Below are 16,174 nucleotides of genomic sequence, written 5' to 3'. Positions count from 1 at the left end.
GACGACCATGCCTTTGACTCGTAAAGCCTACCGTGCCGCCATCCTGCACAGCCTCGCCGACCCCGCCATCGTCGGGATTGACGCCTCCTATGAGTATTTCGAGGACGGCCTGCTGGTGATCGACAACGGCCAGATCAGCGCCCTCGGGCATGCCAGCGAATTGCTGCCGACGCTGGCGGCCGATATCGAAATCACCCATTACCAGGATGCGCTGATCACCCCCGGCCTGATCGACACTCATATCCACCTGCCGCAAACCGGCATGGTCGGGGCCTACGGCGAACAACTGCTGGATTGGCTCAACACCTACACCTTCCCTTGTGAAAGCCAGTTCGCCGATAAAGCCCACGCCGAAGAAGTGGCGGATATCTTTATCAAGGAACTGCTGCGCAATGGCACCACCACCGCCCTGGTGTTCGGCAGTGTGCACCCGCAATCGGTGAACTCATTTTTTGAGGCTGCCGAGAAGCTCGACCTGCGCATGATCGCCGGCAAGGTGATGATGGACCGCAATGCGCCGGACTACCTGACCGACACCGCCGAATCTGGCTACCAGGAGAGCAAGGCGCTGATCGAGCGCTGGCACGGCAAAGGCCGTTTGCACTACGCCGTTACGCCGCGCTTCGCGCCTACCAGCACACCGGAACAGTTGACCCTCGCCGGGCAGTTGCTGGGGGAATACCCGGACCTGTACATGCAGACGCACATCAGTGAAAACCTGCAGGAAGTGCAATGGGTCAAGGAGCTGTTCCCGGAGCGCAGTGGCTACCTGGACGTGTACGACCACTACAAGCTGCTGGGGGAACGTTCGGTATTCGCCCATGGCGTACACCTGTGCGACGACGAATGCGCGCGCCTGGCCGAAGCCGGTTCAGCGGTCGCGTTCTGCCCGACGTCGAACTTCTTCCTCGGCAGCGGCTTGTTCAACCTGCCGATGGCCGAGAAGCACCAGCTCAATGTGGGCCTGGGCACGGATGTGGGGGGCGGTACCAGTTTCTCCCTGCTGCAGACGCTGAACGAGGCCTACAAGGTCATGCAATTGCAGGGCGCACGCCTGAGCCCGTTCAAATCGCTGTACCTAGCGACCCTGGGCGGCGCCAAAGCGCTGCGCCTGGAAGACAAGATCGGCACCCTGCAGCCGGGCACCGATGCCGACTTCCTGGTACTGGACTACAACGCCACGCCACTGCTCAGCTATCGCTTGAAGCAGGCCAAGGACATTGCCGAGACGTTGTTTGTGTTGATGACGCTGGGGGATGATCGGGCGGTGATGCAGACGTATGCAGCGGGCCAACTGGTGCATCAACGCTGATTTTGAAGGGCACCACAAACCAATGTGGGAGCGGGCTTGCTCGCGAAGACGTCGGCCCGGCCAACATTGATGTTGACTGACCCACTGCTTTCGCGAGCAAGCCCGCTCCCACAGGGGATCTGCGCTTGACTGACTGGTATTAAGGCAAGCCAGCTCCCACAGTTTGATCGGGGCTTACAGTTTTATAGAGGAGCGACCCGGCTTCTTGGTCTGCAGCAAATGTGAGAACACCGCATGCAGATCATCCGACGCACTTTCCTCATCGAGGTTGAGCTTGCTGTCGATGTGATCCATGTGGTGCATCATCAGGTTCACCGCCAACCCCACATCCCGGGCTTCGATGGCATCGATCAACTGGGTGTGCTCGTCATAGGAACAGTGTGAGCGGTTGCCGCTTTCATACTGGGCGATGATCAGCGAGGTCTGGGACACCAGGCTGCGCTGGAAGCTGATCAGCGGGGCATTTTTTGCCGCTTCGGCCAGTTTGAGGTGGAACTCGCCAGAGAGCCGGATACCCGCGCCGCGATCGCCACGGGAGAAGCTGTCGCGCTCGTCATTGACCATCTGCCGCAGTTCGGCCAACTCTTCGGTCGAGGCATGCTGCACCGCCAATTCGGTGATCGCCCGCTCGACCAGGCGCCGGGCCAGGAACACCTGGCGGGCTTCCTCGACGCTTGGGCTGGCCACCACCGCACCCCGATTGGGGCGCAACAACACCACGCCTTCATGGGCCAGGCGCGACAGTGCGCGACGGATGATGGTGCGGCTGACGCCAAAGATCTCGCCCAGTGCTTCTTCACTCAATTTGGTACCGGGCGCCAGGCGTTGCTCGAGGATGGCCTCGAAGATATGCGCGTAGACGATATCGTCCTGGGTTCCACTGCGACCGGCCTTACCGGCTCGCGGCTGTTTCTTGAGGGGCTGCAACTGTTCGTTCATGGGCACTCGGGTCGGGAGAACGGCGGCGAATTGACGTTGACTGTAATAAGAGTACAGCGGTCGCTGGCAAGTATCGCGTAAAAACAGCGCACATTGTACACAACCCGTTGCGCCAACACACTGTACGGCTGTTTGCGCCACCGGCTGTATTGCAACAGTCAGTTACGTTTGAGTTTAGGCTTGATTCCACGATTTCCCAGGTACAAGGAACACCGCCCCATGACCGACGCGACCCAGGCGCCGCTGCGCCCACTGGCCGACACTTCGCCTTCGGCCATTGTCGCCGGCTTTATCGCCATGATGACCGGCTACACCAGCTCCCTGGTGCTGATGTTCCAGGCCGGCCAGGCTGCCGGCCTGACCACCGGGCAAATTTCCTCGTGGATCTGGGCGATTTCCATCGGCATGGCGGTGTGCAGCATCGGCTTGTCCCTGCGCTACCGCACGCCCATCACCATTGCCTGGTCGACCCCCGGCGCGGCGCTGTTGATTACCAGCCTGGGCGGGGTCAGCTATGGCGAGGCCATCGGTGCCTACATCACCTGCGCGGTACTGGTGACGATCTGTGGCCTCACCGGCAGCTTTGAAAAACTGGTGAAGAAGATCCCTGCCTCACTGGCCGCCGCGCTGCTGGCCGGGATCCTGTTCAAGATCGGCAGCGAGATTTTCGTCGCCGCGCAGCACCGCACCGCCCTGGTATTGGGCATGTTCTTTACCTACCTGATCATCAAGCGCCTGTCGCCTCGATATGCCGTGCTGGCGGCGCTGCTGATCGGTACTGCCTTGTCCGGGTTGATGGGGCTCCTGGACTTCAGCGGGTTCAGCCTGGAAGTGGCGACGCCGGTGTGGACCACGCCGCACTTTTCCCTGGCGGCGACTATCAGCATCGGCATTCCGTTGTTTGTGGTGGCGATGACCTCGCAGAACATGCCCGGGGTCGCGGTATTGCGCGCCGATGGCTACGACGTGCCCGCCTCACCCCTGATCACCGCCACCGGACTGGCCTCACTGGTGCTGGCGCCGTTTGGCTCCCACGGCATCAACCTGGCCGCCATCAGCGCGGCCATCTGCACCGGCCCCCATGCCCATGAGGACCGCAACAAGCGCTACACCGCCGCCGTGTGGTGCGGGATTTTCTACGGGGTTGCCGGGGTATTTGGTGCGACCTTGGCGGCGTTGTTCGCCGCATTGCCCAAGGAGTTGGTGCTGTCGATTGCCGCATTGGCGTTGTTCGGCTCGATCATCAATGGCCTGAGCATTGCCATGAATGAGCCCAAGGAGCGGGAAGCAGCACTGATCACCTTTATGGTCACGGCGTCGGGGTTGACGCTGTTTTCCATCGGTTCGGCATTCTGGGGGATTGTTGCGGGGGTGTTGACGCTGGTGATTCTGAACTGGCGCAAGGCCTGAATTTAATACCTTGAAACGAAAAAGCGACCCGGGCGGGTCGCTTTTTCATGACATCAGACAGCCGGGTTAACCGGTGTCTCTGGATGCCAGGCGTCCAGCAGTTCGCTGACTTCAACGCGGGTCAGCTCTGGGCGAGCCTTGAGCCACGCTTCAACAGCGGCACGCTGTTCTTCGTTGACCGAACCACGGGTGGCTTTGCAGACCAGACCGAAGTCATCGCCGCCCACGTAGTCCAGGCCATTGCCGTCCATCGCTTCAGTCAGGAATGCTTCGAGGAAAGCGTCAACCGCCTCATCGTCCAAACCTTCTTTGAAGTCCAGGTTCAGTTCGAAACCCAGCTCTTGAAATTCATCAACGCACAGTTTTTTGCGCAGACGCCGGGAACGGTTAGTCGCCATTGGAACAATCCTCTTAAGTATTAACGGCCGGCACTCTACCAGTTTAAGGCGCGAATTGCCCGGCAATCCAAGACGGGTGGCACGATAGCGCGAAAAAAATCCATCATTTGCAGCTATGGTTGAGGCACAAGTAGCCCCACCTTGGGGCATAATGCCGACACTTTCATGACCACTGGGGGATTTTCTTACATAGCCCCCGCTATATTCACCCTCCTCTGCAGTAGGGTCTTACTTCTTATGATCAAATCCTTGCGTCCATTATTACTCGCCAGTTTCCTTTTGCCCCTGGCGCTCTCAGTCACCGCCGCCCCGATCAATACCACCCTGCCACCCAAAGTCCAGGAAGCCCTGAAGAAAGCCAAACTGCAGAACGATGCCCTGTCCCTGGTAATGATTCCGCTCAATGGCCCCGGCAGCGCCACGGTGTTCAACGCTGACGTGTCGGTCAACCCGGCGTCGACCATGAAACTGGTCACCACCTACGCAGCCCTGGAAATGCTCGGCCCCAACCATCAGTGGAAAACCGAGTTCTACACCGACGGCACCCTCAGTGGCGGCGTCCTGCGGGGCAACCTGTACCTCAAGGGCGGCGGCGATCCCAAGCTGAACATGGAAAAGCTCTGGCTGCTGATGCGCGACCTGCGCGCCAATGGCGTACAGCAAGTCACCGGCGACCTGGTGCTGGACCGCGGCTTCTTTATCCAGCCCCAACTGCCGGAGTTCAACGACGACGGCAACGATGCCAACAAGCCGTTCCTGGTCAAGCCGGACGCCCTGCTGGTCAACCTCAAGGCCCTGCGCTTTGTGACCCGCAATGATTCGGGAAAGGTGTTGGTCTCGGTGGAACCGCCGATTGCCAGCATCCAGATCGACAATCAGGTCAAGGCCAGCAACGCCAAGCAGTGCACCGGTGATGTGCGCTACAACCCGGTCACCGCCGCCGACGGCAGTGTCACCGTGACCGTCAGCGGCCAGTTGGGCGATGGCTGCAGCTCGCAGACGTATCTGTCGCTGCTCGACCATGCCACCTACACCGCCGGCGCCGTGCGCGCGATCTGGAAAGAGTTGGGCGGCACGATCCAGGGCCGCGACGTACTGGCCCCGGTGCCAAAAACCGCCAAGGTCCTGGCCCGGGCGTTCTCCCCGGACCTGGCCGAGATCATCCGCGACATCAATAAATACAGTAACAACACCATGGCCCAGCAGCTGTTCCTCAGCCTCGGCGCGCAATACCGCACTGATGCCGACGGCGATGACGCCAGGGCAGCACAGCGCGTGGTCCGCCAGTGGCTGGCGAAAAAAGGCATCACGGCTCCGCACCTGGTGATGGAAAACGGTTCCGGCCTGTCCCGTGCCGAACGGGTCAGCGCCCGAGAAATGGCGACCATGCTGCAGGCCGCCTGGAGAAGCCCGTATGCGGCCGAGTTCATCAGCTCGATGCCGATTGCCGGCAGTGACGGCACCATGCGCAAGCGCCTGAAAACCACAGCCCTGCGCGGCGAAGCCCACGTCAAGACCGGCACCCTGAACACGGTACGTGCGATTGCCGGCTTCAGCCGTGACAACAATGGCAATACCTGGGCGGTGGTGGCGATTCTCAACGATCCGAAGCCGTGGGGTGCATCGTCGGTGCTGGACCAGGTGCTGCTGGATCTGTATCGCCAGCCGAAGCTGGCGGCGGCTGCGCCGGGCCTATAGAGCGGTTGGCTTACCAACCTTTTGCAACCACTGCGGACTAAATGTGTGCGGGCTTGCTCGCGATGACGGTGTGTCAGTCAATACATCTGGCGACTGATACACCGTCATCGCGAGCAAGCCCGCTCCCACATTAGGTATACGGTGCTCAGACAGGCAACCGCTGCGCCTCGACCCGATCCCTGCCCGCCTGCTTGGCCGCATACACCGCCGAATCCGCGCGCAGCAACAAGCCATCCACGCCCTCATCGACCCGCCAACTGGCTACGCCAAAACTCGCCGTCACCGTGCCGACGCCGTCCATTGGTGTACTGCGCAGCACTTCCCACAACTCAACGGCCAGGCTGTAGGCCTGGACACCATCGGTATTGGGACACAGCACCATGAACTCCTCGCCGCCGAGGCGGCAGAACACATCGCTGCGGCGCAGGCGCAGGCTGATACGCCGGCACAGCTCCTGCAGCACACCATCCCCCGCCGCGTGCCCATGCTGGTCATTGATGCGCTTGAAGTGATCAATATCCAGCATGATCACCGCCAGCGACCCCGACGTACGCCGCACCCGACTCATCTCGGCCCTCAGCCGATCCTGGAAGTAGCGACGGTTATGGATACCCGTCAACGAGTCGGTGATGGACAGCGCCCGCAACTCTTCTTCCACCCGCTTGAGATCGGAGATATCCGACACATAGCCATGCCATAGCGTACCGCCACCGGGTAACTCTTCCGGCGTCGCCTCGCCACGAATCCAACGCAGGCCCCGGCCCGGCAATTGCACCCGATATTCTTCGCGCCATTGACTCAACTGCAGCGCGGACAGGCGGATAGAGGCGCGGATGCGCTCTGCGTCCTGGGGATGAATACGCTCGAAGACTTGCTTGGCATCCTGTTGCAGCAACCCCGGGTCGATTTCGTAGATATCGCGAATACCATCGCTGGCGTAGATAAACCGCCAGTTGTCATTGGGTTCGAGGGTGAACTGGAAGATCCCGCCCGGCACATGGGCACTGAGTTTTTTCAGCAACCGATCCCGCGCCGCCAGGGCCTCATAGGCGCGTTTCTGCTCGGTGACATCCAGGCAGATCGCCAGGTGCCCGATCCACAAGCCATGCTCGTCAAGCAGTGCCGTGGCCAGCATATTCACGGTCAACTGGCTGCCGTCCTGGCGCACCAACGTCCACTCCCGGGCCTCATGCAGGCTGTCACTGCCCTCCACCAGCATCGCCTGGCCGGGCATGATCCGTTTGCCCAGCGCCAGACTCAACTGCACCGCACGGGCTTCCAGTTCGGGCGCCAGGTGCAGGCTTTCGAGGGTCATGTGACCGAGCACCTGGTCGGCCTGATAACCCAGCATCTTCTCGGCGCCGGCATTGAACGTGCTGATCACGCCCCGCAAGTCCGTGGCAATGATCGCCACCTGGGTCGCAGCGTTGAGCACGCTGCGCAACTGACCATGGGCACCACGCAACTCATACTCGCGCTGGTGCAATTGCCCCGTACGCTGCTGCACCAGCCTCAGCGCCCGCTGCCGCTGGCTGACCAGCACGTAGAGCAAGGCACTGAGCAACAGGCTGAGCAAGCTGCCCATGGCCAGGATACTGCTCGTCGAAGAGTGATTGGCCTGCACAAACACCTGGCTGGGACGCAGGCTCAAGGCGTAGACATGATCGCCCAGGGTCAGCCGGCGGATCGACTCCAGGCTGCTATCGCCCACAGGATTGTCCGATTCATACAGCAGCTGCTGTTGAGTATCGGAGGTGTCGACAATCTGCATCACCAGGTTATCCCGCGCGGGCTTGGGCAAACCGTCGGCTACCAATTGGCGCATGCTGATCACCGCCATGACGAAACCGTAGGGTTCGTTGTAGGGCATTTGCGCGGTGGGCGGCCGAGTGACCGGTGCTACCAGCAACACGCCCATGGTATACGCCGGCTCCACCCCCACCAGCGACATCGGTTGGGATACGGCAATGGTTGCGGAACGGTACGCCCGCTCGATCGTCGAACGGCGCAACGGCTGGGCCAGCAGGTCAAACCCCAAGGGCGAGCCGAGGATGCTCTGGGTCTGGCTGTACAACACCGGCACGTACTCGTCACGCTCCTGCGCCGGTACCAGCGCCCCGGCTTCATTCAACTCACGAATGGAGAAAGGCGCGCCACGCTGGCGTGATACCTGTTGTTCGAACGCCCGGCGCTCATCACGCGCTACCCGAGGCGCCCAGGCATAGGCACGGGCGCGCAACAGCAACGGCTGGGCGAACCCATCGAAATCTTCGCGGGAAACATCATGGGAGTTGACGAAAAAACGCTGCAGGCTGCCCAGGCGCTGCTCCTGGTCTTCGAAACGCTCTTCCAGGCGGCTATAGCGCTCGTTGACCAATAACTGGAAACGCTGGCGGACCTGCTGGTGATGCCGATCGGCCGTGGTCAGCGCCAGCACGGCGGTGAGCGCCACCCCCACCAGCAAGACCACCAATGCCACCAGCCAAGCGGATGCCTGCTCGCTGATAAATCCCAGTATTTTCGGGCGGACGGCTTGCAACGGCATAGGCAAAACTCGAAACACCAGCGTGCAGGAGCGCTACTTCGGCTAAGAGGTTAGTTATAGCCATCGAGCCCTCTTTTGACCAGCGTAAAAAAGCCGCGAGCCCGGAAAAATCCAGGCTTGCGGCTTCAAGGTCGATCAGCGTGCGGTGATTTTCCAGGCACGATGGATTTTCGGGTTACGGGCAAAATCCGGATCAATGGTTTTATCGCTGATTTCCTCGACGGCATAGCGCTCGCCCAAGTTGTCTTCCAACTGGAACTTGCGGAAGTTGTTGGAGAAATACAGCACCCCGCCCGGCGCCAGGCGGGCCATGGCCAGGTCGAGCAATTGCACGTGGTCACGCTGGACGTCGAACACACCTTCCATGCGCTTGGAGTTGGAGAAGGTCGGCGGGTCGATGAAGATCAGATCGAACTCATCACGGCTGGCTTCCAGCCATGCCATCACATCGCCCTGCTCCAGGCGGTTCTTGTCGGAGAAGCCATTGAGGGACAGGTTGCGGCGCGCCCAGTCCAGATAGGTTTTCGACAGGTCGACGCTGGTGGTGCTGCGCGCGCCGCCCTTGGCCGCGTGCACGCTGGCGGTGGCGGTGTAGCAATACAGGTTGAGGAAGCGCTTGCCGGCAGCTTCTTTCTGGATGCGCATGCGCATCGGGCGGTGGTCGAGAAACAGACCGGTGTCCAGGTAGTCAGTGAGGTTGACCAGCAGTTTCACCCCGCCTTCGCTGACTTCGGTGAACTTGCCCTGGGCGCTCTGGCGCTCGTACTGCTTGGTGCCGCTCTGACGCTCGCGGCGCTTGACCACCACACGGCTCTTGTCGATGTTCAGCGCCTGGGGAATGGCGGCCAGGGCATCGAACATGCGCGCCGAGGCTTTTTCCGGGTCGATGGACTTCGGTGCCACGTATTCCTGGACGTGCACCCAATCGTGGTACAGGTCGATGGCCATGGAGTATTCCGGCATATCGGCATCGTACACGCGGTAGCAATCGACACCCTCGCGCTTGGCCCACTTGCCCAGCAGCTTGAGGTTCTTTTGCAGGCGGTTGGCAAACATCTGCCCGCCTTCGCTCAAGCGCGCCTGCTCAACCACTGGCGCCGGTGCAGGCGCAGGTTTGATCGGGTTACCGTTCTTGTTGTACTGGCGCTCTTGCGGCTCGGTCGGGGCCTGGTCGTAAGCGGCCTGCTCACGTTCGGCCTGGCGCTGCTCCGGGGTGCGGCGCTCGCCGGTGACGAACTGATCCGGGTTGACCTTGATCAGCAGCAGCTTGCACGGCAAGGCGCCGTTCCAGAACGAATACTGCTTGTGGCTACGAATGCCCATGCGCTTGCCCAGGTCAGGGGCGCCGGTGAACACCGCCGCCTCCCAGCCCATGCACGCCTGGCGCAGACGCTCACCGAGATTCTGGTAGAGGTACAACAGGCTGGCTTCGTCACCCAGGCGCTCGCCATACGGCGGGTTGCAGATCACCAGGCCTTTCTGGTTCTGGTCCGGACGCGGCTCGAAGGTGCCAACTTCGCCTTGGTAAATCTTGATCCAGTGGCTCAGGCCGGCACGCTCGATGTTGTTGCGCGCAGGCTGGATCAGACGCGGATCGGCTTCGTAACCGCGGATCCACAGTGGCGGCTTGTTCATGCCGATGGCCGCACGCTCGCTGGCCTCGGTGTGGAGTTTTTTCCACAGGGCCGGCACGTGGCCGAGCCAGGCGGTGAAGCCCCACTGCTCGCGATTAAGGTTGGGGGCCATGTCGGCGGCGATCATCGCACCTTCCACCAGGAAGGTACCGACGCCGCACATCGGGTCAGTCAACGCGCCGTTTTCAGCAGCAATGCGCGGCCAGCCGGCACGAATCAAAATTGCCGCCGCGAGGTTTTCCTTCAACGGTGCCGCGCCCTGCTGCAGGCGGTAACCGCGCTGGTGCAGGCTGTGGCCGGACAGGTCGAGGGAGAGGATCGCTTCGCCACGGTCCAGGCGCAGGTGAATGCGCAGGTCGGGGTTGATCTTGTCGATGGACGGGCGTTCGCCGGTCGGGGTGCGCAGCTTGTCGACAATCGCATCCTTGACCTTCAGCGCGCCGAAGTGGGTGTTGTCGATGCCCGAACCGTGGCCGCTGAACTCCACCGCCAGGGTGCCGTCAGGGACCATATGGTCTTGCCATTCGATATCCAGCACCCCGTGGTACAGGTCTTCGGCATCCTTCATCGGGAAGCGCTTGAGCACCAGCAGTACACGGTTGGCCAGGCGCGACCAGAGGCACAGGCGGTAGGCGGTTTCCATGTCGGCCATGCCGCGCACAGCCGAGGTGTGCTCGCGGGCGTCTTCAAGGCCAAGCCCGACGGCTTCCTCGATCAGCAGGCCTTCGAGGCCCTTGGGGCAAGTGAGGAAGAGTTCGTAACGGTCCGACATGGGGATTCCAGGCTTTTCAGCAATAAGTGAACGGGCGACGCATCGCGCGTTCGGTTTTCAATCAAGCGCTTTTCTTGAAGAGCGCTCGCGTGGCACGAATGTGTGCCGTTCCACCCCGGTGTCCAGACCTGCAGGGCCTTGATTGCCAGGGCAGAGAGATAATTTGTGCAACAAAAGGAAATATTCTGACCCTTCGTCGAATAATAACCGACTGCAAGCGGCGGGTATTCTCACTAAAGGATTAAACCCATCCTCTATACAGGGCACATCATAGCTGGCTTTGCCCAATAAATGGGGCGAAAAGCCATCCCAGCTTATGGCTATAGCATCGTTATCGTTACGTGCTTATGACAAAACGATCATTGAAACCATGTGACCTATTGGTTAGAACTCAACACAGGTTAGCGCCACAACGACGCTGACACAGAGGCTCGCCACGCCGGCAGCGAGCCACACCAACGGCAGAAAAACTCTGCCCGGCCTCGGACGAGGCCGAAGGATATCAAGACAGTCAACAAGTGAGGGAAACACCCTATGAGAAGACTTAAGCGTGATCCGTTGGAAAGAGCATTTTTACGCGGATATCAGTATGGCGTTCATGGCAAATCCCGTGAGCTTTGCCCATTTACTCTACCGTCAGTACGCCAAGCCTGGATTAACGGCTGGCGCGAAGGACGCGGCGACAACTGGGACGGTATGACCGGCACTGCGGGGATCCACAGACTCAACGAACTTCACGCCGTCGGCTAATCAGGGCACTTAATTCCGACAACCACCTTGAAGAATGTAACAACTTAACCACGCACGCCCCATCCGGGCGGCGGGCTTCGGCCCAGGGGCTCCTTCGAGGAGCCCTTTTTTATGGGCTTGAAACCCCTGCGCAGCAGCAGCTTCAGGGCTGCTTTGCAGTCCCACGCGGGGCAAGCCCGCTCGCCGCAATGGCGTCCACCGATTGGCGAATCAACGCTGGGCCCTTGTAGATAAACCCGGAATACAACTGCACCAGGCTGGCACCCGCGGCGATTTTCTCGGCGGCGTGCTTGCCTTCGGTGATACCGCCCACGGCGATGATCGGCAAACGCCCGGCCAACTCGGCCGCCAGCACCTTGACGATATGGGTGCTCTGGTCACGCACCGGCGCGCCGGAAAGCCCACCCGCCTCGTCACCGAAAGCCAGGCCTTCAACGCCCGCACGACTGAGGGTGGTGTTGGTGGCAATCACCGCATCCATCCCCGCATCCACCAGGGCCTGGGCCACCAGCACGGTTTCTTCGTCGTTCATGTCCGGGGCGATCTTGATCGCCAAGGGCACGCGCTTGCCATGGCGTACCGCCAGGTCTTCCTGGCGCTGGCGCAGGGCTTCGAGCAGTTGCTTGAGCGAGTCGCCAAACTGCAGGCTGCGCAGGCCCGGGGTGTTGGGCGAGCTGACGTTGACGGTCACATAGCTGGCGTGGGCGTAGACCTTGTCCAGACAGAGCAGGTAGTCATCTACCGCACGCTCCACCGGGGTGTCGAAGTTCTTGCCGATATTGATCCCGAGGATGCCCTTGTACTTGGCGGCCTGGACCCGCGCTAGCAGGTGATCGACGCCCAGGTTGTTGAAACCCATGCGATTGATGATCGCCTCGGCCTCCGGCAGGCGGAAAATGCGCGGCTTGGGATTGCCCGGCTGCGGGCGCGGCGTGACGGTGCCGATCTCGACAAAACCGAAACCCAACTGCGCAAAGCCGTCGATGGCAGCGCCGTTCTTGTCCAGGCCAGCTGCCAGGCCCACCGGGTTGGGGAAATCGAGCCCCATCACCGAGACCGGCATCTTTGCCGGCGCCTTGCACACCAGGCCATTGAGCCCCAGGCGGCCACCCGCGCCGATCAGGTCCAGGGACAGATCGTGGGAAGTTTCCGGGGAGAGTTTGAACAACAGCTGGCGGGCCAGGGTATACATGGGCGGGCTTGACTCGGATGGCGGCGAAAGGTGGCGGCGATTATAGCCGGGGTGGCGGGTACGTGCGAGGCATGGCACACCGCCGGTCGATCATCCGCTTCGATGCTGCATCAACTCTTCGTAGCGCGCCCAGATCTTCTGCGCATAACGCAGGCGCAGCGCATCACGCTCGCCCCCTGCCCCAGGCCCGACGTTGTAGGCGCCCACGGCGGTCCAGTTGTAACCAAACTGCTTGATGAAGTCGGCCAGAATCGACGCCCCCACCTCCACCGACAGGCACGGCTCATCCAACAGACGCTGCTCGGTAATCCCCTGCTTGAGCAGGCGCGGCAGATGAATGCTGTTGATCTGCATCAGGCCGATGTCACGGCTGCCATTGTTATTGCTGTAGTTCATGGCCTCGGCGCGATAGCCGGACTCCACGGCGGCAATGGCTTGCAGTAACTCCGGCTCAATATCGTATTGGCGGGCGGCCTCAGCCCAACAATAAGCCCTGGCCTCACTCGCCTTGCCCAGGATAAGTAACAGCAGCCCCAGCCTGCAGGCTCGTTTCATGCCTGCTCGACAGCCGCTTCGGCGTACCAGCCACAGGCCGGGCAAGCACGCCGTGGAGCACCCGCACCTTGCGCTGCCTGGCCAGGCCGCTCGAGCACCCTTACCCGGCCATTGAAGCGATAACCGCGGCCATACACTGTCGCGATCAACCGCCTGTCGCCCTCCAATTGCTTGCGCAATGAGTAGATACAACGGGTCAGGGACTCTTCGGCGATGTCGATATGGGGCCAGACCTGCTCCAGCAGGTAGTCCTTGGTCACCAATACGCCGGGCGTGGCCAGCAACAAGCGCAACACATGACATTCCTTGGGGGGTAACTGAATGTCGCGACCTTCGGCGGTCAGCCGGCCATCACCCTGCAACTTCCAATGACCAAAGGCGAGGGAGCCCCTGACCAAGCCCTCAACTGCAGCAACCATGCAAACCTCTGTTCCTGTCTGACATACGCGGCGCCTTGAATATTGATATCGCACCGCCTGGAGATATCGCGACTATAGAAACCCGCAGCCAATTGCACGTTAGGAAAAAACCCTGTGCTTCGAAGTTTTCCGGGAGTGTTTCGTAGGAACTTTCGAGGTCAACAGCCCCCGTTCGCCATGGGTAATGCCTGCTTTCATTGCTCGGCGATACGAGCAAATGCACGCCGGACGCGCTCGTATTGATCAGAGCTCAGGGGGGTCGAAACAGAACCCATCACGGGAGGCGTGGGTATATCCAGTTCAGCCACCAGTTCTTTGATAAACCGCAACTGCTGCGCGCTTCCCTTGATCAACAGGCTGTTGACCTGTGGGTAGGCGATTACCGCTGCGCCAGTGCCGGCCTTGCGCCCAAGCTCGGCAAGCCGACGCTCGACCAGCGTTGCCATGCCGGGCACGGTGATTTTTTGCAGCCCCATGTCGTACTGGTGGTCTGCCACGTCATGATTCAGCACCTGCACGACACCGACTTCCGGCAACGCCTGGCGCCGTGCCGGGCGTTGGCGGTCCATCAGTTGGGCCAGGCGCAATACGTGATCGACATAATTGGCGGGCCCGGACACATAAAACAATCGCGCACCGGCCTTGCGCAGCGGGTAGCGCGCCTCGTCGAGCCCCGCGCGCCGCATGACCACACGCAATCTGTCGACGCTCATGTGCCGCAGAATCACCCCGGAACTCTTGGCCTCGCTGGCGTCGTAGAGATGTAGCACCTGGCCGTCGCTGTACCAGATCAATTCGTGCTGCAACGCCACCGTCTCGAGGACCGCTTGCGCGTCGGCAAAATCAAATTGCCCGGTGATGCGCTTGCCCGCCGCCCGCTTGCTGACCACGATGGGCTGCCCCAAGGGCACCGCAAGCCGGGTGAAGAAGCCCGAAAGGCTTTCATCCAACGCCAGGTAGGTCGCGCCCACGGCTGGCAGGGCAGTGAGCATCAACAGCCCGCCCAGCAGCCAGCGCTGCAAAAAGGCAGCGCAGGTCGCTGCGATAGATTGATCAAGAAGCACGTGGGGTTTCCTGAAGGGTGTTGCCCGAAGGAGCGCCATAGTGAAAGGCCCGCGCAATGCAATCTTGATGAAAACCTGATCAACCACGGCTCGCCCTGCGCCGTGGCATGTGCCTTGCTTTGTCTTGTGTATCGCGGCCCGCACCAACGACGGAACGGGCTCAAGGACAAAGGCGTCGTTACCTGCAGGAGGCTTGCAAGCCGCCCTACGGAACGACGCCTTTTTTCACACAGAAGGTAGGTGTTGATGAGTGATCAGGTGGGCAACAGCCAGGCCAATAACCCCCTGGCCTGGGTCAACGGCAGCGATGCCCCGGAAAAGAGCAGCCTCGACCTGGGCTTCATGGCCTTGAGCGATTGCGCCTCGCTGGTGGTCGCGGCGACCCAAGGGTTTGCCCAGCCGTACGGGCTGACGCTGAACCTCAAGCGCCAGTCATCCTGGGCCGGCCTGCGCGACAAGCTGGTCAGCGGCGAACTGGACGCCGCCCACAGCCTGTATGGCCTGATCTATGCGGTGCACCTGGGCATCGGCGGCGTGGCGCCAACCGACATGGCGGTGCTGATGGGCCTGAACCAGAACGGCCAGGGCATCAACCTGTCCCAGGGCCTGCAGCACCAGGGCTTGACCAGTCCTGAGGCACTGGCGCGCAAGGTGCACCAAAGCCGGACAAAACTCACCTTCGCCCAGACGTTTCCCACCGGCACCCACGCCATGTGGTTGTATTACTGGCTGGCCAGCCAAGGCATTCATCCGCTGCGCGATGTCGAGAGTGTGGTGGTGCCGCCGCCGCAGATGGTCGCGCACTTGCAGGCCGGGCGGATTGACGGCCTGTGTGTGGGCGAACCCTGGTGCGCCAGCGCGGTGCAGCAGAACCAGGGCTTTACCCTGGCCACCAGCCAGGCGATCTGGCCGGATCACCCGGAAAAAGTCCTGGGCTGCACCCAGGCGTTTGTCGAGCAATACCCCAACACCGCCCGCGTGCTGGTAATGGCGATCCTGGAGGCCAGCCGTTTTATCGACGACAGCCTGGAGAACCGCCGCTCCACCGCGCAACTGCTCAGCGCCAGGGAATATCTGGACGCCCCACTCGACTGCATCGAACCGCGCCTGCTGGGGGCTTATGACGATGGCCTGGGCAACCACTGGCAAGACGTGCACGCGTTGCGCTTCCATGGCGGTGGCGAGGTCAACCTGCCGTACCTGTCCGACGGCATGTGGTTCATGACCCAGTTCCGCCGCTGGGGCCTGCTGCGTGACGACCCTGACTACCTCGCCGTTGCCCGGCAGGTGCAGCAACTGGACCTCTACCGCCAGGCCGCGACGGCAGTGGGTGTGGCAGCCTGGGGCGCGGACATGCGCAGCAGCCAATTGATCGACGGCAAGGTCTGGGATGGCTCGGACCCTGCCGCCTACGCCCGTAGCTTCCGCCTGCATGCCCTGGCCGACGATGTCGTCCGCCACGCCTTGCGCTGATGGGAGGCCACCC

General features: G+C 61.4%; 13 protein-coding genes. 5 read left to right on the top strand and 8 right to left on the bottom strand.

Annotated features, from left to right (window positions below):
- The first annotated feature begins 7 nt into the window (after nucleotides 1-7).
- Nucleotides 8-1,312 (top strand): guanine deaminase, encoded by a 1,305-nt coding sequence (guaD, locus tag PSFL_RS20185; RefSeq protein ID WP_057439512.1) that lies wholly within the window; start codon nucleotides 8-10, stop codon nucleotides 1,310-1,312.
- Between the two features lie 174 nt (nucleotides 1,313-1,486).
- Here the strand turns inward: guaD and PSFL_RS20180 are convergent, their stop codons facing one another.
- Complete coding sequence (locus PSFL_RS20180) at nucleotides 1,487-2,251, bottom strand: GntR family transcriptional regulator (protein WP_057439513.1); 765 nt, start codon at nucleotides 2,249-2,251, stop codon at nucleotides 1,487-1,489.
- 219 nt (nucleotides 2,252-2,470) lie between these two features.
- Here PSFL_RS20180 and PSFL_RS20175 point away from each other — a divergent pair, with 219 nt between their 5' ends.
- Nucleotides 2,471-3,661: a benzoate/H(+) symporter BenE family transporter gene (locus tag PSFL_RS20175; RefSeq protein ID WP_057439514.1), complete on the top strand. Its 1,191-nt coding sequence runs from the start codon at nucleotides 2,471-2,473 to the stop codon at nucleotides 3,659-3,661.
- Nucleotides 3,662-3,714: 53 nt separating this feature from the next.
- Here the strand turns inward: PSFL_RS20175 and PSFL_RS20170 are convergent, their stop codons facing one another.
- Nucleotides 3,715-4,059: a YggL family protein gene (locus tag PSFL_RS20170; protein WP_057444922.1), complete on the bottom strand. Its 345-nt coding sequence runs from the start codon at nucleotides 4,057-4,059 to the stop codon at nucleotides 3,715-3,717.
- A 237-nt stretch (nucleotides 4,060-4,296) separates the two neighbouring features.
- Between PSFL_RS20170 and dacB the strand changes: the two genes are divergently transcribed.
- Nucleotides 4,297-5,757 (top strand): D-alanyl-D-alanine carboxypeptidase/D-alanyl-D-alanine-endopeptidase, encoded by a 1,461-nt coding sequence (gene dacB / locus PSFL_RS20165; RefSeq protein WP_115128706.1) that lies wholly within the window; start codon nucleotides 4,297-4,299, stop codon nucleotides 5,755-5,757.
- Nucleotides 5,758-5,902: 145 nt separating this feature from the next.
- Here the strand turns inward: dacB and PSFL_RS20160 are convergent, their stop codons facing one another.
- Nucleotides 5,903-8,302: a GGDEF domain-containing protein gene (locus tag PSFL_RS20160; RefSeq protein ID WP_169960525.1), complete on the bottom strand. Its 2,400-nt coding sequence runs from the start codon at nucleotides 8,300-8,302 to the stop codon at nucleotides 5,903-5,905.
- A 135-nt stretch (nucleotides 8,303-8,437) separates the two neighbouring features.
- Nucleotides 8,438-10,708, bottom strand: coding sequence for a bifunctional 23S rRNA (guanine(2069)-N(7))-methyltransferase RlmK/23S rRNA (guanine(2445)-N(2))-methyltransferase RlmL (rlmKL, locus tag PSFL_RS20155; protein WP_057439518.1), 2,271 nt, complete (start codon nucleotides 10,706-10,708; stop codon nucleotides 8,438-8,440).
- A 534-nt stretch (nucleotides 10,709-11,242) separates the two neighbouring features.
- Between rlmKL and rmf the strand changes: the two genes are divergently transcribed.
- Nucleotides 11,243-11,458, top strand: a complete 216-nt coding sequence (rmf, locus tag PSFL_RS20150; protein WP_002553055.1) for a ribosome modulation factor — start codon at nucleotides 11,243-11,245, stop codon at nucleotides 11,456-11,458.
- A 142-nt stretch (nucleotides 11,459-11,600) separates the two neighbouring features.
- Here rmf and PSFL_RS20145 read toward each other — a convergent pair whose 3' ends face one another.
- The 4 genes from PSFL_RS20145 to PSFL_RS20130 all read right to left on the bottom strand — a co-directional run bounded on the left by PSFL_RS20145 (nucleotide 11,601) and on the right by PSFL_RS20130 (nucleotide 14,688).
- Nucleotides 11,601-12,650 (bottom strand): quinone-dependent dihydroorotate dehydrogenase, encoded by a 1,050-nt coding sequence (locus PSFL_RS20145; RefSeq protein ID WP_057960337.1) that lies wholly within the window; start codon nucleotides 12,648-12,650, stop codon nucleotides 11,601-11,603.
- A gap of 90 nt (nucleotides 12,651-12,740) precedes the next feature.
- Nucleotides 12,741-13,205 (bottom strand): transglycosylase SLT domain-containing protein, encoded by a 465-nt coding sequence (locus PSFL_RS20140; RefSeq protein ID WP_186625680.1) that lies wholly within the window; start codon nucleotides 13,203-13,205, stop codon nucleotides 12,741-12,743.
- Nucleotides 13,202-13,624 carry a winged helix-turn-helix domain-containing protein gene (locus PSFL_RS20135; RefSeq protein WP_081044293.1) on the bottom strand — a complete coding sequence of 141 codons (423 nt, stop codon included), beginning with the start codon at nucleotides 13,622-13,624 and terminating at the stop codon, nucleotides 13,202-13,204. Before PSFL_RS20135 ends, PSFL_RS20140 begins: the two co-directional genes overlap by 4 nt.
- 194 nt (nucleotides 13,625-13,818) lie before the next feature.
- Nucleotides 13,819-14,688 carry a secretin N-terminal domain-containing protein gene (locus PSFL_RS20130; protein WP_397470413.1) on the bottom strand — a complete coding sequence of 290 codons (870 nt, stop codon included), beginning with the start codon at nucleotides 14,686-14,688 and terminating at the stop codon, nucleotides 13,819-13,821.
- Between the two features lie 246 nt (nucleotides 14,689-14,934).
- Between PSFL_RS20130 and PSFL_RS20125 the strand changes: the two genes are divergently transcribed.
- The gene (locus PSFL_RS20125) at nucleotides 14,935-16,161 is read left to right on the top strand and encodes a CmpA/NrtA family ABC transporter substrate-binding protein (protein ID WP_057439519.1); all 1,227 of its coding nucleotides are present in this window, start codon (nucleotides 14,935-14,937) and stop codon (nucleotides 16,159-16,161) included.
- Nucleotides 16,162-16,174: the final 13 nt, after the last annotated feature.

Origin of the sequence: Pseudomonas sp. DD1, from assembly GCF_044510355.1 — a bacterium.
Taxonomy (GTDB): domain Bacteria; phylum Pseudomonadota; class Gammaproteobacteria; order Pseudomonadales; family Pseudomonadaceae; genus Aquipseudomonas; species Aquipseudomonas shahriarae.
This window is presented reverse-complemented; position numbering and strand designations above follow the sequence as displayed.

What these genes read in the sequence shown, in the direction of transcription:
- PSFL_RS20175 (WP_057439514.1), top strand. Translation starts at nt 2,471, where the DNA reads ATGACCGACGCGACCCAGGCGCCGCTGCGCCCACTGGCCGACACTTCG.
- rlmKL (WP_057439518.1), bottom strand. Translation starts at nt 10,708, where the DNA reads ATGTCGGACCGTTACGAACTCTTCCTCACTTGCCCCAAGGGCCTCGAA.
- guaD (WP_057439512.1), top strand. Translation starts at nt 8, where the DNA reads ATGCCTTTGACTCGTAAAGCCTACCGTGCCGCCATCCTGCACAGCCTC.
- PSFL_RS20140 (WP_186625680.1), bottom strand. Translation starts at nt 13,205, where the DNA reads ATGAAACGAGCCTGCAGGCTGGGGCTGCTGTTACTTATCCTGGGCAAG.
- PSFL_RS20145 (WP_057960337.1), bottom strand. Translation starts at nt 12,650, where the DNA reads ATGTATACCCTGGCCCGCCAGCTGTTGTTCAAACTCTCCCCGGAAACT.
- rmf (WP_002553055.1), top strand. Translation starts at nt 11,243, where the DNA reads ATGAGAAGACTTAAGCGTGATCCGTTGGAAAGAGCATTTTTACGCGGA.
- PSFL_RS20160 (WP_169960525.1), bottom strand. Translation starts at nt 8,302, where the DNA reads ATGCCGTTGCAAGCCGTCCGCCCGAAAATACTGGGATTTATCAGCGAG.
- dacB (WP_115128706.1), top strand. Translation starts at nt 4,297, where the DNA reads ATGATCAAATCCTTGCGTCCATTATTACTCGCCAGTTTCCTTTTGCCC.
- PSFL_RS20170 (WP_057444922.1), bottom strand. Translation starts at nt 4,059, where the DNA reads ATGGCGACTAACCGTTCCCGGCGTCTGCGCAAAAAACTGTGCGTTGAT.
- PSFL_RS20125 (WP_057439519.1), top strand. Translation starts at nt 14,935, where the DNA reads ATGAGTGATCAGGTGGGCAACAGCCAGGCCAATAACCCCCTGGCCTGG.
- PSFL_RS20135 (WP_081044293.1), bottom strand. Translation starts at nt 13,624, where the DNA reads ATGGTTGCTGCAGTTGAGGGCTTGGTCAGGGGCTCCCTCGCCTTTGGT.
- PSFL_RS20180 (WP_057439513.1), bottom strand. Translation starts at nt 2,251, where the DNA reads ATGAACGAACAGTTGCAGCCCCTCAAGAAACAGCCGCGAGCCGGTAAG.